This is a genomic window from Bacillus sp. FJAT-44742 (assembly GCF_002797315.1).
Lineage (GTDB): Bacteria > Bacillota > Bacilli > Bacillales > Marinococcaceae > Thalassorhabdus > Thalassorhabdus alkalitolerans.
The window spans coordinates 3,491,284-3,517,342 of sequence record NZ_KZ454936.1; the positions used below are offsets into that span (position 1 = coordinate 3,491,284).

Consider the following 26,059-nt stretch of genomic DNA (forward strand, 5'->3'; position numbering starts at 1 on the left):
GTTATTTAATGCGTATAACTACCAATTTTATGATGCAAAGAGAATTAATGAAAATGAACAGGTAGTGAATAAAAAACAAGAGAGTGGGGAACAATAGGATAATCAAGGCAGGAGATGGAAAATAGTGGTTTCTCTTATAGAGCCATTTTTTATTTTGCACTTTTCGAATGAAAGAGCATTAAAATATTATTTTGCAGAATCCGCCAAGCATTTGAACAGTAAGTTCAAGCTGCATTGTTTGCTTATCTTACGTTTCTTCATAACTTGATGGTTAGCACTCTCGTAATACAGCAAGAAGATTATTATTTGTGAATCAGCTTGGAAGAAACATGAGTGACTCCATTTTCGTTTGAAAAGGGGTTATTCGTGTTCACATATTTTCTTTCCTTATTGCTTGTCACCTTTGGAAAGTCGTTGCTCCGAGAGTGACGAACAATTTGCGAGATTTGAGGGGTGAATCAGTTGACAGGTCAACTCATTCAGTTTGGACGCCACCGCCAGAGAAGAAGCTATGCAAGAATCAGTGAAGTGTTAGAATTACCTAACCTCATTGAAATCCAAACCGCTTCCTATCAATGGTTTTTAGATGAGGGTATAAAGGAAATGTTCCAGGATATTTCCCCAATAGAAGATTTTACAGGGAACCTCATCCTTGAATTCATTGATTACAGCCTTGGAGAACCAAAGTATTCCGTAGAAGAATCAAAAGAAAGAGACGTAACTTACTCTGCTCCACTCCGAGTGAAGGTTCGATTAATGAACAAAGAAACAGGAGAGGTTAAAGAACAAGAGGTTTTCATGGGGGACTTCCCTCTTATGACAGATACGGGAACCTTTGTCATTAATGGAGCTGAGCGTGTTATCGTATCCCAGCTTGTTCGTTCGCCAAGTGTCTACTACAGCCATAAAACGGACAAGAATGGAAAGAAAGGTTATACCACTACGGTCATTCCTAATCGTGGGGCATGGCTGGAACTTGAAACCGATGCGAAAGACATTGTTTATGTTCGTATCGACCGCACACGAAAAATCCCTGTATCTGTACTTATGCGAGCTCTTGGATTTAGCTCGGACCAGGAGATTATTGATCTTCTGGGTGAAGATGAGTATTTACGCAATACTCTTGAAAAAGACAATACCGATGGAACGGAAAAAGCACTCATTGAAATCTATGAGCGCCTTCGTCCAGGGGAACCGCCGACTGTAGAAAACGCTAAAAGTCTTTTAGACTCAAGGTTCTTTGATCCAAAGAGATATGACCTGGCAAATGTCGGCCGTTATAAAATGAACAAAAAGCTTCATATCAAGAATCGTCTCTTTAATCAGCGCCTTGCTGAAACTCTGGTAGACCCAGAAACAGGTGAAGTGCTTGCTGAAGAAGGTGCAGTCATAGACCGCAGAACTCTTGATAGACTTATTCCTTACCTTGAAAATAATGTAGGGTTTAAGAGATATTCTGTCAGCGGTGGTGTAGTACAAGAAGGCGATTTAGATATTCAGTCTATCAAAATATATCCGCCTGATGAGCAGGATGCGGACCGGGCAATCAATGTCATCAGTAATGGGAATATTGACAAGTCTGTCAAAAACATTACTCCGGAAGATATTGTGGCTTCCATTAACTATTTCTTTAACCTGCTTCATGGAGTGGGAGATACAGATGACATCGATCACTTAGGGAACCGTCGTTTACGTTCTGTAGGTGAATTACTTCAAAACCAATTCCGTATCGGATTGTCACGAATGGAGCGAGTGGTGCGTGAAAGAATGTCTATTCAAGACCCAAGCGCTATCACTCCCCAGGCCCTGATTAATATCCGCCCGGTAATTGCTTCAATCAAAGAGTTCTTTGGAAGCTCTCAGCTTTCCCAGTTCATGGACCAGACGAATCCATTGGCAGAGTTAACGCATAAACGCCGTCTATCTGCTCTTGGGCCCGGTGGGTTAACTCGTGAGCGTGCCGGATTTGAAGTGCGTGACGTTCACTACTCTCACTATGGCCGGATGTGTCCGATTGAGACACCAGAGGGTCCAAACATCGGCTTGATTAACTCTTTGTCAAGTTATGCAAAGGTCAACGAATTTGGCTTTATGGAAACTCCGTACCGCCGTGTTGATCATGAGACTGGAAAGGTTACTGAGCATATCGATTATTTAACTGCGGATGAAGAAGACAATTATGTAGTCGCTCAGGCTAATGCGAAGCTCACTGATGATGGAAGCTTTGTGGATGAGAATATCATTGCGCGTTTCCGCGGTGAGAACACCATTGTGCCGAAAGAAAAAATAGACTACATGGATGTTTCTCCAAAGCAGGTTGTATCTGCTGCGACAGCTTGTATCCCTTTCCTTGAAAATGACGACTCTAACCGTGCTCTTATGGGTGCGAACATGCAGCGGCAGGCAGTGCCTTTGTTAGAGCCGGAAGCTCCTATTGTGGGTACCGGCATGGAGTACGTGTCTGCTAAGGATTCAGGGGCAGCGATTGTCTCTAAATCAAGGGGAATCGTAGAGCGTGTCACTGCTAGAGAAGTATGGATTCGCCGCCTTGAGGAAGTGGACGGTAAAGATGTTAAGACAGACCTTGATAAATATAATTTGTCCAAGTTTATACGTTCAAACCAAGGAACCAGTTACAACCAGCGTCCAATTGTGAGTGAAGGAGACCAGGTTGTGAAAGGTGAGGTACTCGCTGACGGTCCATCGATGGAAAAAGGTGAAATGGCTCTAGGGCGTAATGTGTTAGTTGGCTTTATGACATGGGATGGCTATAACTACGAGGATGCCATCATCTTAAGTGAGCGACTGGTAAAGGACGATGTATATACTTCTGTGCATATTGAAGAATATGAGTCAGAAGCACGTGATACAAAGCTTGGACCAGAGGAAATTACTCGAGACATTCCTAACGTAAGTGAGGATGCTCTTAAAAACCTGGATGATCGAGGGATCATCAGAGTGGGAGCCGAAGTAAAAGATGGAGACATTCTTGTCGGGAAAGTTACTCCAAAAGGAATGACAGAACTGACAGCTGAGGAACGACTCCTTCATGCCATCTTTGGTGAAAAAGCCCGTGAAGTAAGAGACACTTCTCTGCGAGTGCCCCACGGAGCTGATGGCATTGTCCTTGATGTTAAGATCTTTAACCGCGAAGATGGAGACGAGCTTCCACCGGGAGTTAACCAGCTGGTTAGAGCATATATCGTTCAGAAACGTAAGATTCATGAAGGTGACAAAATGGCAGGACGTCACGGGAACAAGGGTGTTATTTCCCGAATTCTTCCGGAGGAAGATATGCCTTACCTTCCAGATGGAACACCGATTGATATCATGCTTAACCCTCTAGGGGTACCATCTCGTATGAATATCGGACAAGTGCTCGAGCTTCATTTAGGAATGGCTGCCCGCCAGCTGAAAGTCCATATGGCCACTCCGGTATTTGACGGAGCACGGGAGGAAGACGTGTGGGAAACATTGCTTGAAGCAGGAATGGCTCGTGATGGGAAAACCATCCTATACGACGGCCGGACCGGTGAGACTTTTGATAACCGTGTTTCTGTCGGTGTTATGTACATGATTAAACTGGCTCACATGGTTGACGATAAGCTTCATGCTCGTTCAACTGGCCCTTATTCTCTAGTTACCCAGCAGCCGCTTGGCGGTAAAGCCCAATTTGGCGGTCAGCGTTTTGGGGAAATGGAAGTATGGGCGCTAGAAGCATATGGGGCTGCCTATACACTGCAGGAAATTCTGACAGTCAAGTCTGATGACGTCGTAGGACGTGTGAAAACTTACGAAGCAATCGTCAAAGGAGAAAATGTCCCTGAACCAGGCGTGCCTGAATCTTTCAAAGTACTGATTAAAGAGCTGCAAGCTCTTGGCATGGATGTAAAGATGCTTTCTAGTACGGAAGAAGAAATTGAAATGAAAGAGTTAGACGATGAAGAAGAGCAGTCTAATGAAAAGCTGAACCTGAAAATGGAGTCCAGTGAGAACGCCTAAATAACACCACTGTTTGCCGGAAGCGAAAGGACATCCCGCCTTTCGCTCCGCTGTTTTCCCTACAACCTGAAAGTTCGAAAGGGAGGTTGACCCCTTGATAGATGTAAATAACTTTGAATACATGAAAATTGGTCTTGCTTCTCCGGATAAGATTCGCTCCTGGTCTCGCGGTGAAGTGAAAAAGCCGGAAACAATTAATTATCGTACGTTAAAGCCTGAAAAGGACGGACTTTTCTGCGAACGTATCTTTGGACCAACAAAAGATTGGGAATGTCACTGTGGCAAGTACAAAAGGGTCCGCTACAAAGGCGTGGTCTGTGACCGGTGCGGCGTGGAAGTGACAAGAGCGAAAGTCCGCCGTGAACGAATGGGACATATTGAACTTGCTGCACCAGTATCCCATATCTGGTATTTTAAAGGGATTCCAAGCCGAATGGGCCTTGTTTTAGACATGTCACCTCGTTCCTTGGAGGAAGTCATTTATTTTGCTTCGTACGTAGTGACTGATGCAGGAGACACCCCTCTAGAATATAAGCAGCTTCTATCAGAGAAGGAATATCGTTCGTACTATGATAAGTACGGAAGAGGCTTTTCTGCTCAAATGGGAGCCGAAGCAATTAGAAAGATTTTGTCAGATATCGATTTAGACAAAGAAGTTAACACGTTGAAAGAAGAGTTGGAAACTGCTCAAGGTCAGCGCCGGACGAGAGCGATTAAGCGCCTTGAAGTTCTCGAAGCATTTAGAAACTCAGGGAATGATCCATCATGGATGATTCTTGATGTTCTTCCGGTAATTCCGCCAGAACTGCGTCCAATGGTGCAGCTTGACGGTGGCCGGTTTGCCACCTCGGACTTAAATGATTTATACCGTCGTGTAATAAACAGAAATAACCGCTTGAAGCGTCTTTTAGATCTAGGAGCGCCAAATATCATCGTTCAAAATGAAAAAAGAATGCTTCAGGAAGCAGTAGATGCACTAATAGATAACGGCCGCCGCGGCCGTCCTGTAACCGGGCCGGGGAATCGTCCGTTAAAATCCCTATCCCACATGTTGAAAGGAAAACAAGGCCGTTTCCGTCAAAACTTACTAGGTAAGCGTGTTGACTATTCCGGCCGTTCCGTAATCGTGGTAGGGCCCGCTCTTAAAATGTATCAATGCGGTCTTCCAAAGGAAATGGCCCTTGAGCTCTTTAAGCCTTTTGTAATGAAGGAGCTTGTCAGCAAAGGGCTTGCCCACAACATCAAAAGTGCGAAACGAAAAGTAGAGCGAGTGCAGCCTGAAGTATGGGATGTACTAGAAGAGGTAATCAGAGAGCACCCAGTACTCTTAAACCGGGCGCCGACGTTACACAGACTCGGTATTCAAGCATTTGAACCAACGCTGGTTGAAGGTCGTGCGATAAAGCTGCATCCTCTCGTGTGTACAGCGTATAATGCAGACTTTGACGGAGACCAAATGGCTGTTCACGTGCCTCTTTCAGCGGAAGCACAAGCGGAAGCAAGAATTCTTATGCTTGCAGCGCAGAATATCCTTAATCCTAAGGATGGAAAGCCTGTTGTAACGCCTTCCCAGGATATGGTTTTAGGGAACTATTATCTCACTTTGGAACGAAAAGGGGCAGATGGAGAAGGTTCTGTCTTCAAGGACACCAATGAAGCATTAACTGCTTATCAAAATGGTTACGTACATTTACACAGTAGGATTGCGATCCCTGTTGCTTCCTTGAAAAAGACTACCTTTACCGAAGAGCAGAATGATCAATTGTTGTTAACGACCGTAGGGAAGTTAATTTTTAATGAGATTATGCCGAGCTCATTTGCCTTTGTAAATGAACCTACGAGAACAAATCTTGAAACAGCTACACCTGATAAATACATGGTGCCTAGCACCACGGACGTTAAAAAAGAGTTTGAATCCAGAGAAGTTGTCCCTCCTTTTAAGAAAGGTTTCTTAGGAGATATCATCGCTCAAGTGTTTAAAGACTTCCAGATTACTGAAACGTCGAAGATGCTTGACCGAATGAAAGACCTAGGGTTTTATTATTCCACTAAAGCGGGGATCACTGTCGGGGTTTCAGACATTGTAGTATTGAAAACAAAACAAGAAATTCTTGATGATGCTGACCTGAAGGTGGAACGGGTTATGAAGCAGTTCCGCCGCGGTTTAATTACCGAGGAAGAGCGCTACGATAAAGTTATTTCCATCTGGAGTGAAGCGAAGGATATCATTCAGGAACGCTTAATGGGTACATTAGATCCGCAAAACCCAATCTTCATGATGAGTGACTCAGGTGCTCGTGGTAACGCTTCTAACTTTACACAGCTTGCTGGGATGCGCGGATTGATGGCCAACCCGTCTGGACGTATTATCGAGCTTCCGATTAAGTCCAGCTTCCGTGAAGGTCTGACAGTACTTGAGTACTTTATCTCCACACACGGAGCGCGAAAAGGTCTTGCGGATACAGCTCTCAAAACAGCCGACTCAGGCTATCTTACTCGTCGCCTTGTTGATGTGGCCCAGGATGTTATCATTCGGGAAAATGACTGCGGAACAGACAGAGGCCTTGAAGTGAGTGCTCTTAGGGAAGGAAATGAAGTCATTGAGGACTTGTATGACCGTCTCGTAGGGCGTGTGGCCTTTAAGACTGTGCGCCACCCAGAAACAGATGAAACGCTGATCAGGAAGAATGAACTGATTAATGAAGATACAGCAAAAGTAATTGAAGATTCAGGAGTGGGAACGGTAACGATCCGTTCAGTATTTACATGCGATACGCGACACGGTGCATGTAAGAAATGTTACGGAAGAAACCTTGCTACTGGAAGTGACGTAGAGGTTGGAGAAGCAGTAGGAATTATTGCAGCACAATCTATCGGAGAGCCGGGAACCCAGCTCACCATGCGTACGTTCCATACAGGCGGGGTGGCAGGAGACGATATTACACAAGGTCTTCCGCGTATCCAGGAACTATTTGAAGCACGAAATCCTAAAGGGCAAGCCGTTATTACTGAATTGTCTGGGGAAGTAGCGGAGATTCAGGAGGCTGGCGATAAAAAAGAAGTAACAATAAAAGGAGATCAGGAAACAAGATCTTATACTACCCCATATGGCTCACGCCTTAAAGTAGGAATAGGAGATCATGTGGAAACTGGTGATCCTTTAACTGAAGGCTCCATCGACCCGAAAGAACTACTGGTTGTTTCAGGTCTTCATGGGACACAAGAATACCTGCTAAAAGAAGTACAAAAGGTATACCGCATGCAAGGGGTAGAAATTGGCGACAAACACGTAGAGGTAATGGTCCGTCAAATGCTTCGTAAGATCCGTGTCGCTGATTCCGGAGATACAGAGGTACTGCCTGGAAGCCTTGTGGAAGTGCACAATTTTGACGATGCTAACCATAAAGTACTGGCAGAAGGCAAAATGCCGGCTGTGGGCCGTCCTGTGATCCTTGGTATTACGAAAGCGTCTCTTGAAACAGACTCCTTCTTGTCAGCTGCATCCTTCCAGGAAACGACTCGTGTCCTTACAGATGCGGCAATCAAAGGAAAACGTGATGAGCTTGTAGGACTGAAAGAGAACGTTATTATCGGTAAACTTGTTCCAGCCGGAACGGGAATGCAGAGATACCGTTCATTGAAGTCAGATATAAGTGAAACAGTGGAAAAGCCTGAAGCGGATAGTGTTGAAGCAATTATGAATCATGAGTAAAAGAGTGTTGACACTCGTTTTTCAGAGTGATATGATATCAAAGTGCGCCTAACACCCTGTGCTTTGGAGGATGACTAATGTCTTATGAAAAAGTAACACAGGCCGCTGAAGTAGTGATAGGAACGAAGCAGACGTTGAAAGCTTTAGAAGCGGGTACAGCAGATGAAGTAATTGTTGCCGAGGATGCAGAAAAGCGTGTCGTCAACAAAATCATCTTAGCTGCTAAAGATAGAAATATCCCCATTCACACTGTCGATTCTATGCAGCTGCTTGGTAAAGCTTGTGGAATTGATGTAGGAGCTGCAACGGTTGCCTTGAAAAAGGGATAATGTTTTTGCTGGCAGGGTACTCTCTGCTAGCAAAAACTTTACTTTTGTCTTCAATTGAACCACCTGGATCGGTGGTCTTGAAAATAGCTTAAGGAAGGAGGAAATTGGATGCCTACTATTAACCAACTTGTCCGCAAAGGACGTCAAAACAAGACAAAGAAGTCTGACAGCCCAGCTTTGAACAAAGGGTTTAACAGCTTCAAAAAAGTTCAAACAGACCAGTCTGCTCCTCAGAAGCGTGGAGTATGTACTCGTGTTGGAACGATGACGCCAAAGAAACCGAACTCTGCATTGCGTAAATATGCACGTGTTCGTTTGACAAACGGGATCGAGGTTACTGCTTACATCCCGGGAATTGGCCATAATTTACAAGAACATAGTGTGGTATTGATCCGTGGAGGACGTGTAAAGGACCTTCCAGGGGTACGTTATCACATCGTTCGTGGTGCACTAGATACTGCTGGTGTACAAGATCGTAAGCAAAGCAGATCTAAATACGGCACGAAGAAGCCGAAGAAATAAAAATAAATACAAGAAAGGAGGGGTGATCCATGCCTCGTAAAGGACCTGTACCTCGCCGTGACGTGCTGCCTGATCCGCTTTACAACTCTAAATTGGTCACTCGTCTAATCAACCGCATTATGGTTGACGGTAAAAAAGGTAAAGCTCAAAACATTCTTTATAAGTCTTTTGATATCGTACGTGAACGTACAAATCAAGAGCCAATGGAAGTATTCGATCAAGCATTGAAAAACATCATGCCTGTGCTGGAAGTTAAAGCTCGCCGTGTAGGTGGTGCAAACTACCAGGTACCGATTGAAGTTAAGCCTGATCGTCGTACGACATTGGGACTTCGCTGGTTGGTGAGCTACGCTCGTCTTCGCGGAGAGAAAACGATGGAAGAACGTTTGGCTAATGAAATTATGGATGCAGCAAACAATACTGGTTCAGCTGTTAAGAAGCGTGAGGACACTCACCGCATGGCTGAAGCAAACAAAGCATTTGCTCATTATCGCTGGTAATCTGTCAGGTAGATATTATAAAAATAATTCAACCAACTTAGGATTTGAGAAAGGAGAAGGAGTCTATGGCAAGAGCATTCTCCTTAGAAAAAACTCGTAATATCGGTATCATGGCTCACATCGATGCCGGTAAAACGACTGCCACAGAACGTATCCTTTATTACACTGGTCGTATCCATAAAATTGGTGAAACTCATGAAGGTGCATCACAAATGGACTGGATGGAGCAAGAGCAAGAGCGTGGTATTACTATCACCTCTGCTGCTACCACCGCTCAGTGGAAAGACCACCGTGTAAACATTATCGATACACCAGGGCACGTAGACTTTACTGTAGAAGTAGAGCGTTCTCTTCGTGTACTTGACGGGGCAGTTGCGGTTCTTGACGCACAATCTGGTGTGGAACCACAAACAGAAACAGTGTGGCGCCAGGCGACCACATATCATGTACCTCGTATTGTTTTTGTTAATAAGATGGATAAAATCGGGGCAGATTTCATCTACTCCTTGGGTACTCTTAAAGACCGTCTAGGTGCTAACGCGCAAGCAGTTCAGCTTCCGATCGGTGCTGAAGACGAGTTTGAAGGTATCATTGATCTTGTTACAATGGAAGCATTCTTCTACTTGGACGATCTCGGAACTCGTACAGAGGCCCGTGAAATCCCAGAAGAATACAAGGCTCAAGCTGAGGAATATCGTGAGAAGCTAATTGAGGCAGTATCTGAACTCGATGAAGATCTTATGATGAAATATCTTGAAGGTGAAGAAATCAGCAATGACGAATTAAAAGCAGCTGTTCGTAAAGCCACACTAAGCGTAGAATTCTACCCTGTTCTTTGCGGTTCTGCTTTCAAAAACAAAGGTGTTCAATTAATGATTGACGCTGTCATTGACTATCTTCCATCTCCACTTGATGTACCTCCTATCAAAGGTCATCTTCCAGACACCGAGGAAGAAGTAGAGCGTAAACCTGATGATAACGGACCATTCTCAGCACTTGCCTTTAAGGTAATGGCTGACCCTTACGTTGGTAAGCTTACATTCTTCCGCGTATATTCAGGAAGGCTTGATTCTGGTTCTTATGTTCGTAACTCGACTAAGGACAAGCGTGAGCGTGTTGGTCGTATTCTTCAAATGCATGCAAACTCTCGTGAAGAAATCTCCAGTGTGTATGCTGGTGATATTGCAGCAGGAGTAGGTTTGAAAGATACATCAACTGGAGACACTCTATGTGATGAAAAGGATCGCGTAATCCTTGAATCTATGGAATTCCCAGAACCGGTTATCTCCTTGTCTGTGGAACCTAAGTCAAAAGCAGACCAGGATAAAATGGGTATTGCCCTTGCAAGACTTGCTGATGAGGATCCAACTTTCCAGACAAAGACCGATGAAGAAACTGGTCAAACAATTATCTCTGGAATGGGAGAACTTCACCTTGATATCATTGTTGACCGTCTAAGACGTGAGTTCAAAGTAGAGGCTACTGTAGGAGCTCCTCAGGTTTCTTACCGTGAAACGATTCGTCAAGGCGCAAAATGTGAAGGGAAGTTTGTCCGCCAGTCCGGTGGGCGCGGTCAGTATGGTCACGTTTGGGTTGAATTTGAGCCAAACGAAGAAGGCGCTGGCTTTGAATTTGAAAACAAAATCGTAGGTGGGGTAGTTCCTCGTGAATATATTCCTTCTGTAGAGCAGGGCATTGCTGAGTCAATGCAAAATGGTCTGTTGGCAGGATACCCGCTTATTGATGTAAAAGCCAAGCTCTTTGATGGTTCTTACCATGACGTTGACTCCAACGAAATGGCATTTAAAGTAGCTGCTTCTATGGCACTTAAGCAGGCAAAAACCAAGTGTAACCCTGTGCTTCTTGAGCCGCTTATGAAAGTTGAAATTGTGGTTCCAGAGGAATACATGGGTGACGTTATGGGTGACGTAACTTCCCGTCGTGGCCGTGTTGAAGGTATGGAAGCTCGTGGGAATGCTCAGGTAATCCGTGCATTTGTACCACTAGCTGAAATGTTTGGCTATGCTACAAATCTTCGTTCTAACACACAAGGACGTGGAACGTACAGCATGTACTTTGACCACTATGAAGAAGTGCCTAAGAGTGTTTCTGAAGAAATCATTAAGAAAAGTAGTGGACAATAATTTAATCGAAACAATTGTTTCTAAAAAAAATTTATTGTAAGCTAAGAAAGGTGATTCATAGCAGAATGTTCCACCTTTCTTGCTTCACATAATTTACTTGATTTAAGGGAGGATTATCATAATGGCAAAAGAAAAGTTTGATCGCTCGAAAACACATGCCAATATCGGTACTATCGGCCACGTTGACCATGGTAAAACTACGTTAACGGCTGCTATTACAACTGTACTTCATAAGCGTTCCGGTTCTGGAACGGCTATGGCTTACGATTCTATCGACGGTGCTCCAGAAGAGCGCGAGCGTGGAATCACAATCTCTACTGCACACGTAGAGTATGAAACAGATGCTCGTCACTATGCACACGTTGACTGCCCAGGCCACGCTGACTATGTTAAAAACATGATCACTGGTGCTGCACAAATGGACGGAGCTATTCTTGTAGTATCCGCAGCTGACGGTCCAATGCCACAAACTCGTGAGCACATTCTTCTTTCCCGTCAGGTTGGGGTACCTTCTATCGTTGTTTTCTTGAACAAAGTAGACATGGTAGACGACGAAGAGCTTCTTGAGCTAGTTGAAATGGAAGTACGTGACCTTCTTTCTGAGTACGACTTCCCTGGAGACGACGTACCTGTTGTATCCGGATCTGCTTTGAAAGCACTTGAAGGAGACGAAGCGTACGAGGAAAAAATCGTCGAGCTTATGCAAGCTGTAGATGACTACATCCCAACTCCAGAGCGTGACAAAGACAAGGCGTTCATGATGCCTGTTGAGGACGTATTCTCAATCACTGGCCGTGGTACAGTTGCGACTGGCCGTGTAGAGCGTGGAGTTCTTAATGTTGGTGATGAAATTGAAATCATCGGTATCGATGAAGAAGCTAGAAAAACAACTGTTACTGGAGTAGAAATGTTCCGTAAGCTTCTTGACTATGCAGAAGCTGGCGACAACATTGGTGCCCTTCTTCGTGGTGTAAGCCGTGAAGACATCAAGCGTGGCCAAGTTTTGGCTAAGCCTGGTTCTATCACTCCACACACGAAGTTTAAAGCTGAGGTATATGTTCTTTCAAAAGAAGAGGGTGGACGTCACACTCCTTTCTTCTCTAACTATCGTCCTCAGTTCTACTTCCGTACAACTGACGTAACTGGTGTTATCCACCTACCTGAAGGCGTAGAAATGGTTATGCCTGGTGACAACATCGAAATGACAGTTGAACTAATTGCTCCAATCGCGATCGAAGACGGTACGAAGTTCTCTATCCGTGAAGGCGGACGTACTGTAGGCGCTGGCGTTGTTGCTGAAATCACTGAGTAATAAGTAAAGTGATATAAAAAGAGTCCTGACAGAGTCAGGGCTCTTTTTAGTGGTGTAGCACTGTGTGATACGTCTTTACCCTATCTCTTCTATTATAAGGAAGAAATAAAACGCCTGGCTGATTACCTGCTGGCGTTCAAGAAAGAGTTCTTGCAGTAAACAGCAAGAAGGGTTGCTTGAGAAATAAAGGAAAGCAAAATTTTTTGAATAAAAACTTGCAATTAGTGTACTGAGTCTTTATAATAGAAAAAGTGTGACCAATGGATATATTTTTGAGCTGATAAATCAGTGAATCTATACGTTCTTGGTCCTGGATAACGATGATGCGGAAGGTTGCCGACACACCCGGACCCTTTGCCATGGGAGGGCGTGGTGGGATAATTTTCGCGGAGGATGTCTGTATAAATCGGACGAAAAAAGGAGGTCTACAAATGGCAAAAGAAAAAATTCGTATTCGTTTAAAAGCTTATGACCATCGCATTCTTGATCAGTCTGCAGAGAAGATTGTTGACACAGCGAAGCGTTCTGGAGCGGGAGTATCTGGTCCTATTCCACTACCTACAGAAAAGTCTGTTTACACAATCTTGCGTGCGACTCACAAGTTTAAGGATTCCCGTGAGCAATTTGAAATGCGCACACATAAGCGTTTAATTGACATCGTAAGCCCAACGCCGCAAACAGTTGATGCTTTGATGCGTTTGGATTTACCATCTGGTGTCGATATTGAAATTAAACTTTAATAGTCTTTTATATTAACAATAAATAATCTTATAAAATAACAGGAGGTGTGACTAATGGCCAAAGGAATCTTGGGAAGAAAAATTGGAATGACACAGTTGTTTAACGACAACGGAGAGGTAGTACCAGTAACAGTTATCCAAGCTGAACCAAATGTGGTTCTACAAACCAAGACTGTTGAGTCTGACGGGTATGAAGCCATTCAACTTGGTTTCTCCGATAAAAAAGAATCACGTTCTAACAAACCAGCTAAGGGACACGCTGAGAAAGCAAGTACTACTCCCAAGCGCTACGTACGTGAATTCCGTGACGTGACACTTACGGAATATGAAGTTGGTCAGGAAGTCAAAGTTGATACATTTAATGCAGGAGACACAGTTGATGTAACTGGAACGTCTAAAGGGAAAGGTTTCCAGGGTGCTATTAAGCGCCATAACCAGTCTCGCGGACCAATGTCTCACGGTTCTCGTTACCACCGTCGCCCAGGTTCAATGGGTCCAACAGATCCAAACCACGTTCTTAAAGGGAAGAAGCTTCCGGGACGCATGGGTACAAACACAGTAACAGTACAAAACCTTGAAGTAGTGAAAGTCGATACAGACCGTAATTTGCTGCTAATCAAAGGTAATGTACCTGGACCGAAAAAAAGCTATGTATCTATTCAAAGTGCTGTAAAAGCAACGAAATAAAATGTCTGAATGAAAGGAGGCTCCATCATGCCTAAAGTAGCATTGTTTAACCAATCCGGCTCTCAAGTCGGAGATGTAGATTTGGCGGATGCCGTATTTGGCATCGAACCAAATGAAGCTGTTCTAGCGGATGCTGTGCTTATGCAGCAGGCATCATTGCGTCAGGGAACACACAAAGTTAAAAATCGTTCTGAAGTTAGAGGCGGAGGACGCAAACCTTGGCGTCAAAAAGGAACTGGACGTGCCCGTCAAGGATCTATTCGTTCCCCACAATGGGTAGGAGGCGGAGTAGTCTTCGGACCAACACCGCGTAGCTACAGCTACAGCCTGCCAAAGAAAGTACGTCGTCTTGCTATTAAATCCGCTCTTTCCACTAAAGTACAGAGTGAAGAGTTTGTAGTAGTAGAGGACTTGAAATTAGATTCACCAAAGACAAAAGAAATGGTTAATATCCTTTCTAGTCTTTCTGCAAGTGACAAAGCACTTGTAGTAACAGCTGACTATAATGAAGCCGTTGCTTTGTCAGCAAAAAATATCCCTGGAGTTACCTTTGTAACTGCCGATAATGTGAGCGTACTTGACTTGCTTAAGCACAACAAAGTAGTCATCACAAAAGAGGCAGTGGAGAAGGTAGAGGAGGTGCTTGGATAATGAACGCACGCGATGTAATTAAGCGCCCCGTAATTACTGAACGCTCTGCAGATCAAATGGAAGAGAAGAAATATACATTTGAAGTAGACGTGAAGGCTAACAAAACGCAAATCAAGCAGGCGTTGGAAGAGATCTTTGATATTAAAGTAGCGAAAGTTAACACTTTGAACTACAAAGGTAAATTCCGTCGTTTCGGCCGATATACTGGTTTTAAACCCAGCCGTAAAAAAGCGATTGTCACACTAACGCCAGACAGTCAAGAATTAGAACTATTTGAAAGCTAATAAAGAGTGAAGGAGGGAAAACAAGATGCCTATCAAAAAGTATAAGCCGACTACAAATGGTCGCCGCGGAATGTCCGGAAGCGACTTTGCAGAGATCACAACTGATCAGCCAGAAAAATCTTTGCTTGAGCCCCTTCACAAGAAAGGCGGTCGGAATAATCAAGGCCGTATTTCTGTTCGTCACCAAGGCGGCGGGCACAAGCGTCAATATCGTGTTATCGACTTTAAGCGTGAGAAGGATGGAGTTCCTGGTCGTGTAGCGACTATCGAGTACGATCCAAACCGTTCTGCTAACATCGCGCTCATTAACTACCTGGACGGTGAAAAACGTTATATCCTTGCACCAAAAGGTCTTAAGGTAGGACAAGAAATCGTATCAGGTCCAGAGGCAGACATCAAAGTAGGGAATGCACTACCACTAGTTAACATTCCAGTGGGTACGGTAATCCATAACGTTGAGTTAAAGCCTGGACGTGGAGCACAGCTTGTTCGTTCTGCAGGAGCAGAAGCTCAAGTGCTTGGTAAAGAAGGTAAATATGTTCTTGTGCGACTAAGATCTGGTGAAACACGCTTGATTCTTTCTTCATGTCGTGCTACAGTCGGTCAAGTTGGTAATCTTGAACATGAACTTATTAACGTTGGTAAAGCCGGCCGGTCTCGCTGGTTAGGTAAACGTCCTGTCGTTCGTGGTTCTGCAATGAACCCTAGTGATCACCCACACGGTGGTGGGGAAGGCCGAGCGCCTATCGGACGTAAGTCACCAGTTACACCATGGGGTCAACCAACTCTTGGTTACAAGACACGTAAGAAAAACAAAGACACTGACAAGTATATTGTCCGTCGTCGTAAAAAATAACGAGGTTGCGCTGCGGTTCTACGGAACCGTGGGCCAATCACGAAGGGAGGTCTCATCATGGGTCGTAGTTTAAAAAAAGGACCTTTTGTCGATGACCACTTGATGACAAAAGTGGAAGAATTAAATGAGAAGAATGATAAGAAAGTAATTAAAACCTGGTCTCGCCGCTCCACAATTTTCCCTGACTTTGTTGGGCATACAATCGCGGTTTACGATGGTCGTAAGCACGTGCCTGTATACGTATCAGAGGACATGGTTGGCCATAAGCTTGGAGAGTTTGCACCTTCAAGAACGTACAGAGGCCATGGAAAAGACGATAAGAAAACGAGACGTTAATTAGAGGGGAGGTAAACATTCATGCAAGCTAAAGCAGTTGCTAAACAAGTCCGAATTGCCCCTCGTAAAGCACGTTTGGTAGCAGACCTTGTTCGGGGCAAGAACATCGGTGAAGCGCTAGCTATTCTTAATCACACTCCAAAAGCAGCTTCCCCGATCATTGAGAAAGTACTAAACTCTGCTGTTGCAAACGCAGAGCATAACTATGAAATGGAACCTGAGAATCTATATATCAGCGAGGCTTTTGTTGATGAAGGTGTAACGCTTAAAAGATTCCGTCCACGTGCGATGGGGCGCGCCACAAGAATTAACAAGCGCACAAGCCATATTACAATCGTTGTATCAGAAAAGAAGGAGGGTTAATGAGTGGGTCAAAAAGTTAATCCGGTAGGGTTGCGCATTGGCGTAATTCGCGACTGGGATTCCAAATGGTACGCTGACAAGGACTATGCAGACTTACTTCACGAGGACGTTAAGATTCGTGAGTTCATCGAAAACCGCTTGACGGACGCATCAGTATCTACAATTGAGATTGAGCGTGCAGCAAAGCGTGTTAATATTACTATTCACACTGCGAAACCTGGTATGGTTATCGGTAAAGGCGGTTCGGAAGTCGAGGCACTTCGTAAAGCCCTTAACCAATTAACTGGCAAAAGAGTACACATCAACATTGCAGAAGTAAAGCAAGCTGATATGGATGCTCGCCTGGTTGCAGAAAACATTGCTCGTCAATTAGAAAACCGTATTTCTTTCCGTCGTGCAATGAAGCAAGCTATGCAGCGCACAATGCGTGCTGGAGCACAAGGTATCAAAACAGAAGTATCCGGCCGTCTTGGCGGAGCTGACATCGCTCGCTCTGAAAGCTATAACGAAGGGACAGTTCCTCTCCATACACTTCGCGCGGACATCGATTATGGGACTGCTGAGGCAGACACTACGTACGGTAAAATCGGAGTGAAGATCTGGATCTATCGTGGAGAAGTCCTTCCAACGAAAGGAACGAACAAAAAGGAAGGAGGAAAATAATATGTTGATGCCTAAACGTGTTAAATTCCGTCGTGAACATCGTGGAAAAATGAGAGGCCGTGCAAAAGGCGGAACTGAAGTTACTTTTGGTGAATATGGCCTTCAAGCAGTAGAAGCATCTTGGATTACAAACCGTCAAATTGAGTCAGCTCGTATCGCAATGACTCGTTACATGAAGCGTGGCGGTAAGGTTTGGATTAAAATTTTTCCAGACAAACCATACACAGCAAAACCTCTTGAAGTTCGAATGGGTTCCGGTAAAGGTGCTCCTGAAGGATGGGTAGCTGTTGTAAAACCTGGTAAGATCATGTTTGAAATTGCGGGGGTTCCTGAAGAAGTAGCCCGCGAAGCACTTAGACTTGCGTCTCACAAGCTTCCAATTAAGACGAAGTTTGTTAAACGCGAAGAAGTAGGTGGTGAGGCAAATGAAAGCTAATGAAATTAGAGAGTTAACCACTGCTGAAATTGAGCAAAAGACTAAGTCACTGAAGGAAGAGTTATTTAACCTTCGCTTTCAGCTGGCAACTGGTCAATTGGACAATCCAGTACGGATTCGCACAGTACGGAAAGATATTGCCCGTGCCAAGACAGTTTTACGCGAAAGAGAACTCGGTATTAATAAAGGTTAATAAACCCTGAGAGGAGGTTTGGCTAAATGGCTGAACGTAATCAGCGTAAAGTGTACAATGGACGCGTTGTTTCTGATAAGATGGATAAGACTATTACGGTTCTGGTTGAAACGTACAAGACTGATTCCCTATACGGAAAGCGTGTAAAGTACTCTAAGAAATTCAAAGCACATGATGAAGAAAACAAAGCCAAAAAAGGCGATATCGTTAAGATCATGGAAACTCGCCCGCTATCTAAGGATAAACGTTTCCGATTAGTGGAAATTGTAGAAGAAGCCGTGATCATTTAATACTTTTCTCTGTATGAAGGGAGGTTACGTAGTCAATGATTCAACAAGAAAGTCGTTTAAAAGTTGCAGATAACTCTGGTGCAAGACAAGTACAATGCATTAAAGTTCTAGGCGGCTCTGGTCGTAAATCCGCTAACATCGGTGATATGATTGTTTGCTCGGTAAAACAAGCAACACCAGGAGGCGTTGTCAAAAAAGGTGAAGTTGTCACTGCTGTAATTGTTCGCTCTAAGAGCGGTGCGCGTCGTAAAGATGGTTCTTACATTAAGTTCGACGAAAACGCAGCTGTAATTGTTCGCCCAGATAAAAGCCCTCGCGGGACTCGTATTTTCGGACCGGTAGCAAGAGAACTCCGTGATGAGCAGTACATGAAAATCGTTTCTTTGGCACCAGAAGTGCTTTAAGAGACCGGTATAGATGAAAATGCATGGTTAAGGAGGTGCGATGATGGCTCAACCTAAACTCCACGTCAAAAAAGGCGATAAAGTTAAAGTAATCACTGGGAAAGACAAGGGCACCGAAGGCGTGATTCTTGAAGCTTACCCAAGCGATTACAGAGTGTTAGTAGAAGGGGTTAACATGGTAAAAAAACATGCTAAGCCTTCTCAAGAAAATCCGCAAGGTGGAATCATGAACCAAGAGGCGCCAATTCATGTATCCAACGTGATGCCTATTGATCCGCAAAGCGGTGAACCTACTCGTGTAGGTTATAAAGTTGAAGACGGAAAAAAAATCCGGGTTGCTAAGAAATCTGGTGAACCCCTCGATAAGTAAGTCAGTTGATGAAAGGAGGTCAACCATATGAACGCTCTAAAGAGTAAATATCAAAATGAGATTGTTTCAAACTTGCATGAAAAGTTCAATTACTCCTCTGTTATGGGAGTACCTAAAGTAGACAAAATTGTGATAAACATGGGTGTGGGTGAAGCGGTGCAAAACCCTAAGGCTCTTGATAAAGCAGTTGAAGAACTAGCTGATATCACAGGTCAAAAACCTTTAATCACAAAGGCCAAGAAATCTATCGCAGGCTTTAAGCTTCGTGAAGGCATGCCTATAGGCGCCAAGGTTACACTTCGCGGCCAACGTATGTATGATTTTCTTGAAAAGCTAATCAACGTATCTCTTCCTCGTGTACGTGACTTCCGCGGGATCTCAAACAAAGCATTTGACGGTCGCGGGAACTACACGCTAGGTGTAAAAGAGCAGTTGATCTTCCCAGAGATCGAATACGATAAAGTAGACAAAGTTCGCGGCATGGATATCGTGATTGTTACCACTGCTGAAACGGACGAAGAAGCACGTGAGTTGCTAACTCAAATGGGACTGCCGTTCCAAAAATAAGTGAACCTTTAAGGAGGGACAATCTGCCTTGGCTAAAAAATCAATGATCGCCAAACAAAAGCGGCCACAAAAGTACCAAGTACGTGAGTACACCCGTTGTGAACGTTGTGGACGTCCTCACTCTGTTATACGCAAATTTAAACTTTGCCGGATTTGTTTCCGCGAACTCGCATACAAAGGACAAATTCCAGGCGTCAAAAAAGCAAGCTGGTAAGGCTCCAGACAAGGAAGGAGGTAAACCGATATGGTTATGACAGATCCGATTGCCGATATGCTAACACGCATTCGTAATGCAAACACTGTTCGTCACGAGAAGCTTGAACTGCCAGCTTCTAACTTGAAAAAAGAAGTCGCAGAAATCCTTAAGCGTGAAGGTTTCGTACGCGATGTAGAATATGTTGAAGACAACAAGCAAGGAATCATCCGTATCTTCTTGAAGTACGGACCAAGCAATGAGCGCGTTATTTCCGGGCTTAAGCGAATCAGCAAGCCAGGACTTCGCGTCTACGCGAAAGCTAACGAAGTACCTCGTGTACTTGGTGGGTTAGGAATCGCTGTAATTTCTACTTCTAACGGAGTAATGACCGATAAAGATGCTCGCAGCCAACAAGTTGGCGGAGAAGTTCTAGCATATATCTGGTAACACAAGAGTGGATGAAATGGAGGTGACATTATGTCTCGTGTAGGTATTAAACCAGTAGTAATCCCTGAAGGTGTAACAGTTTCACTTGACGGTAACGTAGTAACTGTTAAAGGCCCGAAAGGGGAACTAAAGCGTGAAATTCATTCTGACATGAAAGTCAATGTGGAAGATAACGAAGTAACGGTTGAAAGACCTTCTGACCACAAAGAGCACCGTGCTCTTCATGGAACTAGCCGCAGCTTGATCAACAACATGGTTGAGGGCGTAACCCAAGGCTATGAAAAAGCATTGGAGCTTGTCGGTGTAGGTTATCGTGCGAACAAATCTGGAAACAAGGTAGTTCTGAATGTAGGATACTCCCATCCAGTTGAGATTGTTCCTGAAGAAGGAATCGAAATCGATGTTCCAGCGAACACCAAAGTAGTGGTTAAAGGAATCGACAAAGAGCGTGTTGGTGCTGTTGCATCTAACATCCGTTCTGTACGGACTCCGGAACCTTATAAAGGAAAAGGAATTCGTTACGCAGGCGAGCAAGTTCGCCGTAAAGAAGGTAAAACTGGTAAGTAACTCCTAACGAAAAAGTGAGAAAGGAGGAGCGTTGCATGATTACGAAAACTAATAAATATGCGTCCCGTAAAAAGCGTCACATGAGTGTCCGCCGTAAAGTACAAGGGACAGCTGAACGCCCACGTTTAAATGTTTTCCGTTCTTCCAAGCACATCTATGCTCAACTTATTGATGATGTGAAGGGTGAAACTCTTGTTGCAGCATCATCTCTTGATAATGAGCTTAAGCTTGAGAACGGTGGAAATAAAGAGGCAGCTAAGCAAGTTGGTGAACTTATCGCAAAGCGCGCTAGTGAAAAAGGACATGAATCTGTTGTATTTGACCGCGGAGGATTCATTTATCACGGCCGTGTGGAAACACTTGCTGATGCAGCACGAGAAAACGGGTTGAAATTCTAAAAAAGAAGGAGGGAAAATCCATGGGTATCGATCCAAATAAGCTTGAACTTGAAGAAAGAGTAGTAGCTATCAACCGTGTAGCGAAAGTTGTTAAAGGTGGACGTCGTTTCCGCTTTGCTGCTCTTGTAGTAGTAGGTGACCGTAACGGCCACGTCGGTTTTGGAATGGGCAAGGCTCTTGAAGTACCGGAAGCTATCCGCAAAGCTGTAGAAAACGGTAAAAAGAATCTTATTGAAGTACCGACTGTTGGAACAACAATTCCACATGAAATCGTTGGACACTTTGGAGCAGGACGCGTACTAATGAAGCCAGCAAGCGAAGGTACTGGGATTATCGCAGGTGGACCAGTTCGTGCCGTACTTGAGTTAGGTGGCGTAAATGATATCCTTTCCAAGTCTCTAGGTTCTAACAACCCAATCAATATGGTTCGCGCAACTTTGCAAGGCCTTGAAAGCTTAAAGACAGCTGAAGAAGTAGCTAAACTACGTGGTAAAAGCGTCGAAGAACTGTTAGGATAAGGAGGGAAACGAGATGGCAAAAAAACTTGAAATCACCCTCAGCCGTAGTTTGATTGGCCGTCCGCAGGACCAGCGCGTTACTGTAAATACACTTGGGCTGCGCAAGGTGAATCATTCAGTAGTACAAGAAGACAATGCCGCAATCCGCGGAATGATCAATAAAGTATCGCATCTATTAACTGTAAAAGAAATTGATGCATAATAAACTTCAACGAGACAGGGAGGTGTCAGCATGAAACTTCATGAGTTGAAACCTGCAGAAGGTTCCCGTAAAGTTCGCAATCGTGTAGGACGTGGCCCGGCTTCTGGTAATGGTAAGACAGCAGGCCGTGGTCATAAAGGTCAAAACGCCCGTTCCGGTGGCGGAGTAAGACCAGGCTTTGAAGGGGGTCAAAACCCTATCTACAAGCGTTTGCCAAAGCGTGGATTTACGAACCCGACTCGCGTAGAATACGCAGTTGTGAATGTAGAAACTCTTAACCGTTTTGAGTCAGGTACAGAGGTAACTCCTGAACTTCTTGTAAAAGAAGGGGTAGTTAGCAACGTTAAAGACGGAATCAAAATTCTAGGCAACGGAAACCTGGATAAAGACCTGACTGTAAGAGCCAATAAGTTCTCTGCGTCTGCTGTGAAAGCAATCGAAGAGGCTGGCGGCAAAACAGAGGTGATCTAATGTTCCGTACGATCTCCAATATTTTTCGCGTGGGTGATTTAAGACGGAAAGTCATTTTCACCCTTCTCATGCTCGTAGTGTTCAGAATAGGAAGCTTTATACCTGTCCCGGGCTCTAACCGCGATGTATTAGACTTTCAGGATCAAGCGAACGCTTTTGGATTTTTAAATACATTTGGCGGCGGAGCGCTAGGGAACTATTCTGTTTTTGCTATGGGTGTCATGCCCTATATCACCGCATCCATTGTTGTACAATTGTTACGGATGGACGTTGTTCCTAAATTTACTGAATGGGCCAAACAGGGTGAAGCAGGACGGCGCAAACTCGCTCAGTTCACAAGGTACTTCACTGTTGTTCTCGCTTTTATTCAAGGTTTAGGGATGTCTATTGGTTTTAACAACCTCTTTCCTGGTTTGATTCCGGACCCAAGTATTCCGAAATACATTTTCATTGCCTTGGTGATGACAACAGGAACTGCATTCTTAATGTGGTTAGGGGAACAGATTACACTCAAAGGTGTTGGAAATGGTATATCTATTATCATCTTTGGCGGTATAGCAGCAGGGATACCTAATGGTGTGAATCAAATTTATGCCACCCAAATCGAAGATGCTGGAGATCAATTATTTTTCGGCATTGTTACGCTACTGTTTCTAGCGATAGCCGTACTTTTGATTGTAGTTGGGGTTATTTTTATACAGCAAGCGATCCGTAAGGTGCCGATACAATATGCTAAACGCCTGGTAGGCCGCAGTCCTGTAGGTGGACAGTCAACTCACCTGCCGTTAAAAGTAAATGCCGCAGGTGTTATCCCAATTATCTTTGCCCTTTCTTTGTTTATTTTCCCTCCTACCGTTGCAAGCTTTGTAGGGGAAGATAATGTTGTAGCAAGATGGGTCATTCAAAACTTTGATTATACCCAGCCGTTTGGTTTAATCTTCTACGCAGCATTGATCATTGGATTTACCTACTTCTATACATTTGTACAAGTGAATCCGGAGCAAATGGCTGAAAACCTTAAAAAACAAGGAGGTTACATTCCCGGCATTCGTCCAGGGAAGACCACCGAGGTTTATATCAAAAGAATTATGTATCGACTCACGTTGGTCGGCGCATTATTCTTAGCCACCGTTTCAGTCATTCCTGTTTTCTTTACTACCCAGTTAGGCCTTCCGCAAACCATACAAATAGGCGGCACGGGATTGTTAATTGTCGTGGGTGTAGCGTTGGATACAATGAAACAGATAGAAAGCCAGTTGATCAAACGAAGCTATAAAGGCTTTATTAAATAAGAGATCGAGGGGAAGGGCACTCCCCAGACCCTTGGCTGAACTCGGAGCGATGGAGGAGATATAAATGAACCTTATTTTAATGGGACTTCCAGGTGCCGGTAAAGGCACACAAGCTGAAAAGATTGTAGAAAAATACGGTGTTCCGCATATTTCTACCGGGGACATGTTCCGCGCTGCTATTAAGGGAGAGACAGAGCTTGGAATTAAAGCAAAGTCTTACATGGATGCCGGCGAATTAGTTCCCGATGAGGTAACAATTGGCATTGTTCGAGAGCGACTAAGCAAGAGTGATTGCGAAAAAGGGTTTCTACTTGATGGATTTCCGCGCACAGTAGCTCAAGCAGAAGCTTTGGAAGATATCTTGGCATCGTTGAATACTTCTTTAGATTATGTGCTCAATATTGAAGTAGACAAAGATAGCTTAATGGAGCGTTTAACCGGGAGAAGAGTTTCACCAACATCTGGAAGAACCTATCATGTCATTTTCAATCCTCCGAAAGAAGAAGGCATCTGTGATGTGGATGGCAGTGAATTGATTCAAAGAGATGATGATAAGCCAGAAACCGTTAAGAAGCGTTTGGATGTAAATATAGAACAACAACAACCTCTCATTGATTTTTATGAGGAAAAAGGTTATCTTCGAAATATTGATGGAGATCAGGATATTGATAAGGTGCTCCGAGACATTGATGAATTGCTGAAAGGACTTCATGCATGATAATTTGTAAAACAGATCGAGAAATCGATATAATGCGTGAAGCCGGGCGTATTGTAGCCCTCACGCATCAGGAATTACAAAAGCATATTCAGCCTGGTATAACAACGAAAGACTTGGATGAGATTGCGGATAAGTTTATTCGTCAGCACGGGGCAATACCATCATTTAAAGGTTACAGTGGATTTACCGGAAGCATTTGCGCTTCAGTAAATAAAGAGCTGGTACATGGAATTCCGAGTGACCGCGCCTTAAACGAAGGCGATATCATTTCAATTGATATTGGTGCAAAGTATAATGGTTATCATGGGGATTCAGCCTGGACCTATCCTGTTGGGGATATCTCCAAAGAAGATCAGCGTCTTTTGGATGTTACAGAAGCTTCCCTTTTCAAGGGTCTTGCTGAAGCAAAACCAAAAGAACGTTTGTCAAACATCTCTCACGCCATACAAAAGTATGTAGAAGCCGAAGGCTTTTCTATCGTAAGAGAGTATGTGGGACACGGCGTAGGCCAGGAGCTTCATGAGGACCCTCAGATTCCTCACTTCGGGCCTCCTGGAAAAGGACCTCGCCTGAAACCAGGAATGGTACTGGCAATCGAGCCAATGGTGAATGCTGGTGAACGTCATGTTCATACACTTTCAGACAATTGGACGGTGGTAACCACTGACGGGAAGAACTGTGCTCATTTTGAGCATACCATTGCCATAACTACAACAGGCTATGAGATCCTAACTCAAGCTTGATAATATATAGGTGATGCAGGAATGAAAGATTCTGATTCTCCACCCCGTGTCGGACAAGTCGTCCGTATCAAAAGGGGACGGGATACTGGACAGTATGCTGTCGTCGTAGGGGTGTTAGATGAACGTTTTCTTCTGCTGGCTGATGGAGACAAGCGAAAGTTTGATAAGGCTAAGAAGAAAAATGTGAATCATATAGAGCCCCTTCCCCATATCTCTGATGAAGTGATACGAAGCATAGAGGAAACCGGACGTGTCACCAATGCGAAACTCAGATTTGCTCTTGGTGTGTTCTCACAGCAGCATCTCGAATTACTGAAGGAAGGAGAGTAAATTCATGGCCAAAGATGATGTTATTGAAATGGAAGGGACGGTACTAGAGCCGCTTCCAAATGCCATGTTTCGAGTAGAACTCGAAAATGGCCACAAGATTTTAGCTCATGTTTCCGGAAAAATTCGCATGCACTTTATCCGAATTCTTCCTGGTGACAAAGTAACAGTTGAAATCTCCCCGTATGATCTAACCCGCGGACGGATCACTTATCGCTATAAGTAATAGTATGTCTATTCCAGTCGGCAATAATTAGTCCGAAGCGTGTTATACTCTCGAATGTACTCCGAGCAGTTAAGGAGGTAAATAGACATGAAAGTCAGACCATCTGTTAAACCGATTTGCGAAAAATGTAAAGTTATTCGCCGTAATGGAAAGGTCATGGTCATTTGCTCAAACCCTAAGCATAAACAAAAGCAAGGATAATATAAGGAGGTGCTCAATAGATGGCACGTGTAGCAGGTGTTGACATTCCTCGTGACAAGCGAGTAGTTGTTTCTCTCACCTACGTATATGGAATTGGAAAAAGCGCTGCTTCTGAACTTTTAAAAGAAGCTGGTGTTTCTGAAGATACTCGCGTTCGTGATTTAACTGAAGAAGAGCTTGGCCGGATCCGTAGTGCAATCGATGGTTTCACCGTTGAAGGTGACCTTCGCCGGGAAAAGTCTCTAAATATCAAGCGTCTAATCGAAATCGGATCTTACCGTGGTATCCGTCACCGTCGTGGATTGCCGGTGCGCGGTCAAAATACGAAGAATAACTCTCGTACTCGTAAAGGTCCTCGTCGTACAGTAGCTAACAAGAAAAAATAATAGATG

At 44.1% G+C, this 26,059-nt stretch carries 35 protein-coding genes; all 35 read left to right on the forward strand.

The genetic code is table 11. The features are described 5' to 3' along the window. Nucleotides 1-462 precede the first annotated feature (462 nt). The 35 genes from rpoB (at nt 463) to rpsM (ending at nt 26,053) form a co-directional block, all read left to right on the forward strand. Nucleotides 463-4,002, forward strand: coding sequence for a DNA-directed RNA polymerase subunit beta (gene rpoB / locus CEF17_RS17210; RefSeq protein WP_100400585.1), 3,540 nt, complete (start codon nt 463-465; stop codon nt 4,000-4,002). Nucleotides 4,003-4,096: 94 nt separating this feature from the next. Then, on the forward strand, nt 4,097-7,714 hold the full coding sequence (gene rpoC / locus CEF17_RS17215) for a DNA-directed RNA polymerase subunit beta' (protein WP_100400586.1): 3,618 nt from the start codon (nt 4,097-4,099) through the stop codon (nt 7,712-7,714). A 77-nt stretch (nt 7,715-7,791) separates the two neighbouring features. After that, the gene (locus tag CEF17_RS17220) at nt 7,792-8,043 is read left to right on the forward strand and encodes a 50S ribosomal protein L7ae-like protein (protein ID WP_054637135.1); all 252 of its coding nucleotides are present in this window, start codon (nt 7,792-7,794) and stop codon (nt 8,041-8,043) included. 108 nt (nt 8,044-8,151) lie between these two features. Beyond that, nucleotides 8,152-8,565, forward strand: coding sequence for a 30S ribosomal protein S12 (gene rpsL, locus CEF17_RS17225; protein ID WP_054637134.1), 414 nt, complete (start codon nt 8,152-8,154; stop codon nt 8,563-8,565). A gap of 29 nt (nt 8,566-8,594) precedes the next feature. After that, nucleotides 8,595-9,065 carry a 30S ribosomal protein S7 gene (gene rpsG / locus CEF17_RS17230; RefSeq protein WP_054637133.1) on the forward strand — a complete coding sequence of 157 codons (471 nt, stop codon included), beginning with the start codon at nt 8,595-8,597 and terminating at the stop codon, nt 9,063-9,065. A 65-nt stretch (nt 9,066-9,130) separates the two neighbouring features. Then, nucleotides 9,131-11,209 carry an elongation factor G gene (gene fusA / locus CEF17_RS17235; RefSeq protein WP_100400587.1) on the forward strand — a complete coding sequence of 693 codons (2,079 nt, stop codon included), beginning with the start codon at nt 9,131-9,133 and terminating at the stop codon, nt 11,207-11,209. A 121-nt stretch (nt 11,210-11,330) separates the two neighbouring features. Continuing rightward, entirely contained in the window at nt 11,331-12,521 is a 1,191-nt protein-coding gene (gene tuf / locus CEF17_RS17240; RefSeq protein WP_100400588.1) for an elongation factor Tu, read from the forward strand. 431 nt (nt 12,522-12,952) lie between these two features. Further along, on the forward strand, nt 12,953-13,261 hold the full coding sequence (gene rpsJ, locus CEF17_RS17245; protein ID WP_054637132.1) for a 30S ribosomal protein S10: 309 nt from the start codon (nt 12,953-12,955) through the stop codon (nt 13,259-13,261). Between the two features lie 54 nt (nt 13,262-13,315). Continuing rightward, a complete protein-coding gene (gene rplC / locus CEF17_RS17250; RefSeq protein WP_100400589.1) occupies nt 13,316-13,948 on the forward strand; it encodes a 50S ribosomal protein L3 in 633 nt (210 codons plus the stop codon). 27 nt (nt 13,949-13,975) lie between these two features. Then, nucleotides 13,976-14,599, forward strand: a complete 624-nt coding sequence (gene rplD, locus CEF17_RS17255; RefSeq protein WP_100400590.1) for a 50S ribosomal protein L4 — start codon at nt 13,976-13,978, stop codon at nt 14,597-14,599. Then, a complete protein-coding gene (rplW, locus tag CEF17_RS17260) occupies nt 14,599-14,883 on the forward strand; it encodes a 50S ribosomal protein L23 (protein WP_269758318.1) in 285 nt (94 codons plus the stop codon). Before rplD ends, rplW begins: the two co-directional genes overlap by 1 nt. 25 nt (nt 14,884-14,908) lie before the next feature. Beyond that, on the forward strand, nt 14,909-15,739 hold the full coding sequence (rplB, locus tag CEF17_RS17265; RefSeq protein ID WP_100400591.1) for a 50S ribosomal protein L2: 831 nt from the start codon (nt 14,909-14,911) through the stop codon (nt 15,737-15,739). A gap of 57 nt (nt 15,740-15,796) precedes the next feature. Then, nucleotides 15,797-16,075 carry a 30S ribosomal protein S19 gene (gene rpsS, locus CEF17_RS17270; protein ID WP_054637129.1) on the forward strand — a complete coding sequence of 93 codons (279 nt, stop codon included), beginning with the start codon at nt 15,797-15,799 and terminating at the stop codon, nt 16,073-16,075. Between the two features lie 21 nt (nt 16,076-16,096). Beyond that, nucleotides 16,097-16,438 carry a 50S ribosomal protein L22 gene (gene rplV / locus CEF17_RS17275; protein ID WP_054637128.1) on the forward strand — a complete coding sequence of 114 codons (342 nt, stop codon included), beginning with the start codon at nt 16,097-16,099 and terminating at the stop codon, nt 16,436-16,438. Nucleotides 16,439-16,441: 3 nt separating this feature from the next. Next, complete coding sequence (gene rpsC / locus CEF17_RS17280; protein WP_054637127.1) at nt 16,442-17,101, forward strand: 30S ribosomal protein S3; 660 nt, start codon at nt 16,442-16,444, stop codon at nt 17,099-17,101. A gap of 1 nt (nt 17,102) precedes the next feature. Then, the gene (gene rplP / locus CEF17_RS17285) at nt 17,103-17,537 is read left to right on the forward strand and encodes a 50S ribosomal protein L16 (RefSeq protein ID WP_054637126.1); all 435 of its coding nucleotides are present in this window, start codon (nt 17,103-17,105) and stop codon (nt 17,535-17,537) included. Next, nucleotides 17,527-17,730: a 50S ribosomal protein L29 gene (gene rpmC / locus CEF17_RS17290; protein ID WP_054637125.1), complete on the forward strand. Its 204-nt coding sequence runs from the start codon at nt 17,527-17,529 to the stop codon at nt 17,728-17,730. Before rplP ends, rpmC begins: the two co-directional genes overlap by 11 nt. A 26-nt stretch (nt 17,731-17,756) precedes the next feature. Further along, nucleotides 17,757-18,020 carry a 30S ribosomal protein S17 gene (rpsQ, locus tag CEF17_RS17295; RefSeq protein WP_100400592.1) on the forward strand — a complete coding sequence of 88 codons (264 nt, stop codon included), beginning with the start codon at nt 17,757-17,759 and terminating at the stop codon, nt 18,018-18,020. Between the two features lie 35 nt (nt 18,021-18,055). After that, the gene (gene rplN, locus CEF17_RS17300) at nt 18,056-18,424 is read left to right on the forward strand and encodes a 50S ribosomal protein L14 (protein ID WP_100400593.1); all 369 of its coding nucleotides are present in this window, start codon (nt 18,056-18,058) and stop codon (nt 18,422-18,424) included. Nucleotides 18,425-18,467: 43 nt separating this feature from the next. Then, nucleotides 18,468-18,794 carry a 50S ribosomal protein L24 gene (gene rplX / locus CEF17_RS17305; RefSeq protein ID WP_054637122.1) on the forward strand — a complete coding sequence of 109 codons (327 nt, stop codon included), beginning with the start codon at nt 18,468-18,470 and terminating at the stop codon, nt 18,792-18,794. A 27-nt stretch (nt 18,795-18,821) separates the two neighbouring features. Then, nucleotides 18,822-19,361, forward strand: coding sequence for a 50S ribosomal protein L5 (rplE, locus tag CEF17_RS17310; protein WP_100400594.1), 540 nt, complete (start codon nt 18,822-18,824; stop codon nt 19,359-19,361). Between the two features lie 28 nt (nt 19,362-19,389). Beyond that, the gene (locus tag CEF17_RS17315) at nt 19,390-19,575 is read left to right on the forward strand and encodes a type Z 30S ribosomal protein S14 (RefSeq protein ID WP_019375521.1); all 186 of its coding nucleotides are present in this window, start codon (nt 19,390-19,392) and stop codon (nt 19,573-19,575) included. Nucleotides 19,576-19,605: 30 nt separating this feature from the next. Then, nucleotides 19,606-20,004: a 30S ribosomal protein S8 gene (gene rpsH / locus CEF17_RS17320; RefSeq protein WP_100400595.1), complete on the forward strand. Its 399-nt coding sequence runs from the start codon at nt 19,606-19,608 to the stop codon at nt 20,002-20,004. Between the two features lie 30 nt (nt 20,005-20,034). Next, complete coding sequence (gene rplF, locus CEF17_RS17325) at nt 20,035-20,571, forward strand: 50S ribosomal protein L6 (RefSeq protein WP_100400596.1); 537 nt, start codon at nt 20,035-20,037, stop codon at nt 20,569-20,571. 35 nt (nt 20,572-20,606) lie between these two features. Further along, a complete protein-coding gene (rplR, locus tag CEF17_RS17330; RefSeq protein WP_100400597.1) occupies nt 20,607-20,969 on the forward strand; it encodes a 50S ribosomal protein L18 in 363 nt (120 codons plus the stop codon). Nucleotides 20,970-20,989: 20 nt separating this feature from the next. Then, nucleotides 20,990-21,487 carry a 30S ribosomal protein S5 gene (gene rpsE, locus CEF17_RS17335; RefSeq protein ID WP_100400598.1) on the forward strand — a complete coding sequence of 166 codons (498 nt, stop codon included), beginning with the start codon at nt 20,990-20,992 and terminating at the stop codon, nt 21,485-21,487. A gap of 13 nt (nt 21,488-21,500) precedes the next feature. Further along, the gene (rpmD, locus tag CEF17_RS17340) at nt 21,501-21,689 is read left to right on the forward strand and encodes a 50S ribosomal protein L30 (RefSeq protein ID WP_054637116.1); all 189 of its coding nucleotides are present in this window, start codon (nt 21,501-21,503) and stop codon (nt 21,687-21,689) included. A gap of 30 nt (nt 21,690-21,719) precedes the next feature. Continuing rightward, nucleotides 21,720-22,160 carry a 50S ribosomal protein L15 gene (gene rplO / locus CEF17_RS17345; protein WP_054637115.1) on the forward strand — a complete coding sequence of 147 codons (441 nt, stop codon included), beginning with the start codon at nt 21,720-21,722 and terminating at the stop codon, nt 22,158-22,160. Then, nucleotides 22,160-23,452, forward strand: a complete 1,293-nt coding sequence (gene secY, locus CEF17_RS17350; RefSeq protein ID WP_100400599.1) for a preprotein translocase subunit SecY — start codon at nt 22,160-22,162, stop codon at nt 23,450-23,452. Before rplO ends, secY begins: the two co-directional genes overlap by 1 nt. A gap of 64 nt (nt 23,453-23,516) precedes the next feature. Beyond that, nucleotides 23,517-24,170 carry an adenylate kinase gene (locus tag CEF17_RS17355; RefSeq protein WP_100400600.1) on the forward strand — a complete coding sequence of 218 codons (654 nt, stop codon included), beginning with the start codon at nt 23,517-23,519 and terminating at the stop codon, nt 24,168-24,170. Continuing rightward, a complete protein-coding gene (map, locus tag CEF17_RS17360) occupies nt 24,167-24,913 on the forward strand; it encodes a type I methionyl aminopeptidase (RefSeq protein ID WP_100400601.1) in 747 nt (248 codons plus the stop codon). The genes CEF17_RS17355 and map overlap by 4 nt, the downstream gene beginning before the upstream one ends. 21 nt (nt 24,914-24,934) lie before the next feature. Continuing rightward, nucleotides 24,935-25,243, forward strand: coding sequence for a KOW domain-containing RNA-binding protein (locus CEF17_RS17365; RefSeq protein ID WP_100400602.1), 309 nt, complete (start codon nt 24,935-24,937; stop codon nt 25,241-25,243). A 4-nt stretch (nt 25,244-25,247) separates the two neighbouring features. After that, nucleotides 25,248-25,466 carry a translation initiation factor IF-1 gene (gene infA, locus CEF17_RS17370; RefSeq protein WP_054637113.1) on the forward strand — a complete coding sequence of 73 codons (219 nt, stop codon included), beginning with the start codon at nt 25,248-25,250 and terminating at the stop codon, nt 25,464-25,466. Between the two features lie 87 nt (nt 25,467-25,553). Beyond that, nucleotides 25,554-25,667, forward strand: coding sequence for a 50S ribosomal protein L36 (gene rpmJ, locus CEF17_RS17375; protein WP_054637112.1), 114 nt, complete (start codon nt 25,554-25,556; stop codon nt 25,665-25,667). Between the two features lie 20 nt (nt 25,668-25,687). Further along, nucleotides 25,688-26,053: a 30S ribosomal protein S13 gene (gene rpsM / locus CEF17_RS17380; RefSeq protein WP_054637111.1), complete on the forward strand. Its 366-nt coding sequence runs from the start codon at nt 25,688-25,690 to the stop codon at nt 26,051-26,053. Nucleotides 26,054-26,059 lie beyond the last annotated feature (6 nt).

What these genes read in the sequence shown, in the direction of transcription:
- CEF17_RS17220 (WP_054637135.1), top strand. Translation starts at nt 7,792, where the DNA reads ATGTCTTATGAAAAAGTAACACAGGCCGCTGAAGTAGTGATAGGAACG.
- rpsL (WP_054637134.1), top strand. Translation starts at nt 8,152, where the DNA reads ATGCCTACTATTAACCAACTTGTCCGCAAAGGACGTCAAAACAAGACA.
- rpsG (WP_054637133.1), top strand. Translation starts at nt 8,595, where the DNA reads ATGCCTCGTAAAGGACCTGTACCTCGCCGTGACGTGCTGCCTGATCCG.
- fusA (WP_100400587.1), top strand. Translation starts at nt 9,131, where the DNA reads ATGGCAAGAGCATTCTCCTTAGAAAAAACTCGTAATATCGGTATCATG.
- tuf (WP_100400588.1), top strand. Translation starts at nt 11,331, where the DNA reads ATGGCAAAAGAAAAGTTTGATCGCTCGAAAACACATGCCAATATCGGT.
- rpsJ (WP_054637132.1), top strand. Translation starts at nt 12,953, where the DNA reads ATGGCAAAAGAAAAAATTCGTATTCGTTTAAAAGCTTATGACCATCGC.
- rplC (WP_100400589.1), top strand. Translation starts at nt 13,316, where the DNA reads ATGGCCAAAGGAATCTTGGGAAGAAAAATTGGAATGACACAGTTGTTT.
- rplD (WP_100400590.1), top strand. Translation starts at nt 13,976, where the DNA reads ATGCCTAAAGTAGCATTGTTTAACCAATCCGGCTCTCAAGTCGGAGAT.
- rplW (WP_269758318.1), top strand. Translation starts at nt 14,599, where the DNA reads ATGAACGCACGCGATGTAATTAAGCGCCCCGTAATTACTGAACGCTCT.
- rplB (WP_100400591.1), top strand. Translation starts at nt 14,909, where the DNA reads ATGCCTATCAAAAAGTATAAGCCGACTACAAATGGTCGCCGCGGAATG.
- rpsS (WP_054637129.1), top strand. Translation starts at nt 15,797, where the DNA reads ATGGGTCGTAGTTTAAAAAAAGGACCTTTTGTCGATGACCACTTGATG.
- rplV (WP_054637128.1), top strand. Translation starts at nt 16,097, where the DNA reads ATGCAAGCTAAAGCAGTTGCTAAACAAGTCCGAATTGCCCCTCGTAAA.
- rplP (WP_054637126.1), top strand. Translation starts at nt 17,103, where the DNA reads ATGTTGATGCCTAAACGTGTTAAATTCCGTCGTGAACATCGTGGAAAA.
- rpmC (WP_054637125.1), top strand. Translation starts at nt 17,527, where the DNA reads ATGAAAGCTAATGAAATTAGAGAGTTAACCACTGCTGAAATTGAGCAA.
- rpsQ (WP_100400592.1), top strand. Translation starts at nt 17,757, where the DNA reads ATGGCTGAACGTAATCAGCGTAAAGTGTACAATGGACGCGTTGTTTCT.
- rplN (WP_100400593.1), top strand. Translation starts at nt 18,056, where the DNA reads ATGATTCAACAAGAAAGTCGTTTAAAAGTTGCAGATAACTCTGGTGCA.
- rplX (WP_054637122.1), top strand. Translation starts at nt 18,468, where the DNA reads ATGGCTCAACCTAAACTCCACGTCAAAAAAGGCGATAAAGTTAAAGTA.
- rplE (WP_100400594.1), top strand. Translation starts at nt 18,822, where the DNA reads ATGAACGCTCTAAAGAGTAAATATCAAAATGAGATTGTTTCAAACTTG.
- rpsH (WP_100400595.1), top strand. Translation starts at nt 19,606, where the DNA reads ATGGTTATGACAGATCCGATTGCCGATATGCTAACACGCATTCGTAAT.
- rplF (WP_100400596.1), top strand. Translation starts at nt 20,035, where the DNA reads ATGTCTCGTGTAGGTATTAAACCAGTAGTAATCCCTGAAGGTGTAACA.
- rplR (WP_100400597.1), top strand. Translation starts at nt 20,607, where the DNA reads ATGATTACGAAAACTAATAAATATGCGTCCCGTAAAAAGCGTCACATG.
- rpsE (WP_100400598.1), top strand. Translation starts at nt 20,990, where the DNA reads ATGGGTATCGATCCAAATAAGCTTGAACTTGAAGAAAGAGTAGTAGCT.
- rpmD (WP_054637116.1), top strand. Translation starts at nt 21,501, where the DNA reads ATGGCAAAAAAACTTGAAATCACCCTCAGCCGTAGTTTGATTGGCCGT.
- rplO (WP_054637115.1), top strand. Translation starts at nt 21,720, where the DNA reads ATGAAACTTCATGAGTTGAAACCTGCAGAAGGTTCCCGTAAAGTTCGC.
- secY (WP_100400599.1), top strand. Translation starts at nt 22,160, where the DNA reads ATGTTCCGTACGATCTCCAATATTTTTCGCGTGGGTGATTTAAGACGG.
- CEF17_RS17355 (WP_100400600.1), top strand. Translation starts at nt 23,517, where the DNA reads ATGAACCTTATTTTAATGGGACTTCCAGGTGCCGGTAAAGGCACACAA.
- map (WP_100400601.1), top strand. Translation starts at nt 24,167, where the DNA reads ATGATAATTTGTAAAACAGATCGAGAAATCGATATAATGCGTGAAGCC.
- CEF17_RS17365 (WP_100400602.1), top strand. Translation starts at nt 24,935, where the DNA reads ATGAAAGATTCTGATTCTCCACCCCGTGTCGGACAAGTCGTCCGTATC.
- infA (WP_054637113.1), top strand. Translation starts at nt 25,248, where the DNA reads ATGGCCAAAGATGATGTTATTGAAATGGAAGGGACGGTACTAGAGCCG.
- rpmJ (WP_054637112.1), top strand. Translation starts at nt 25,554, where the DNA reads ATGAAAGTCAGACCATCTGTTAAACCGATTTGCGAAAAATGTAAAGTT.
- rpsM (WP_054637111.1), top strand. Translation starts at nt 25,688, where the DNA reads ATGGCACGTGTAGCAGGTGTTGACATTCCTCGTGACAAGCGAGTAGTT.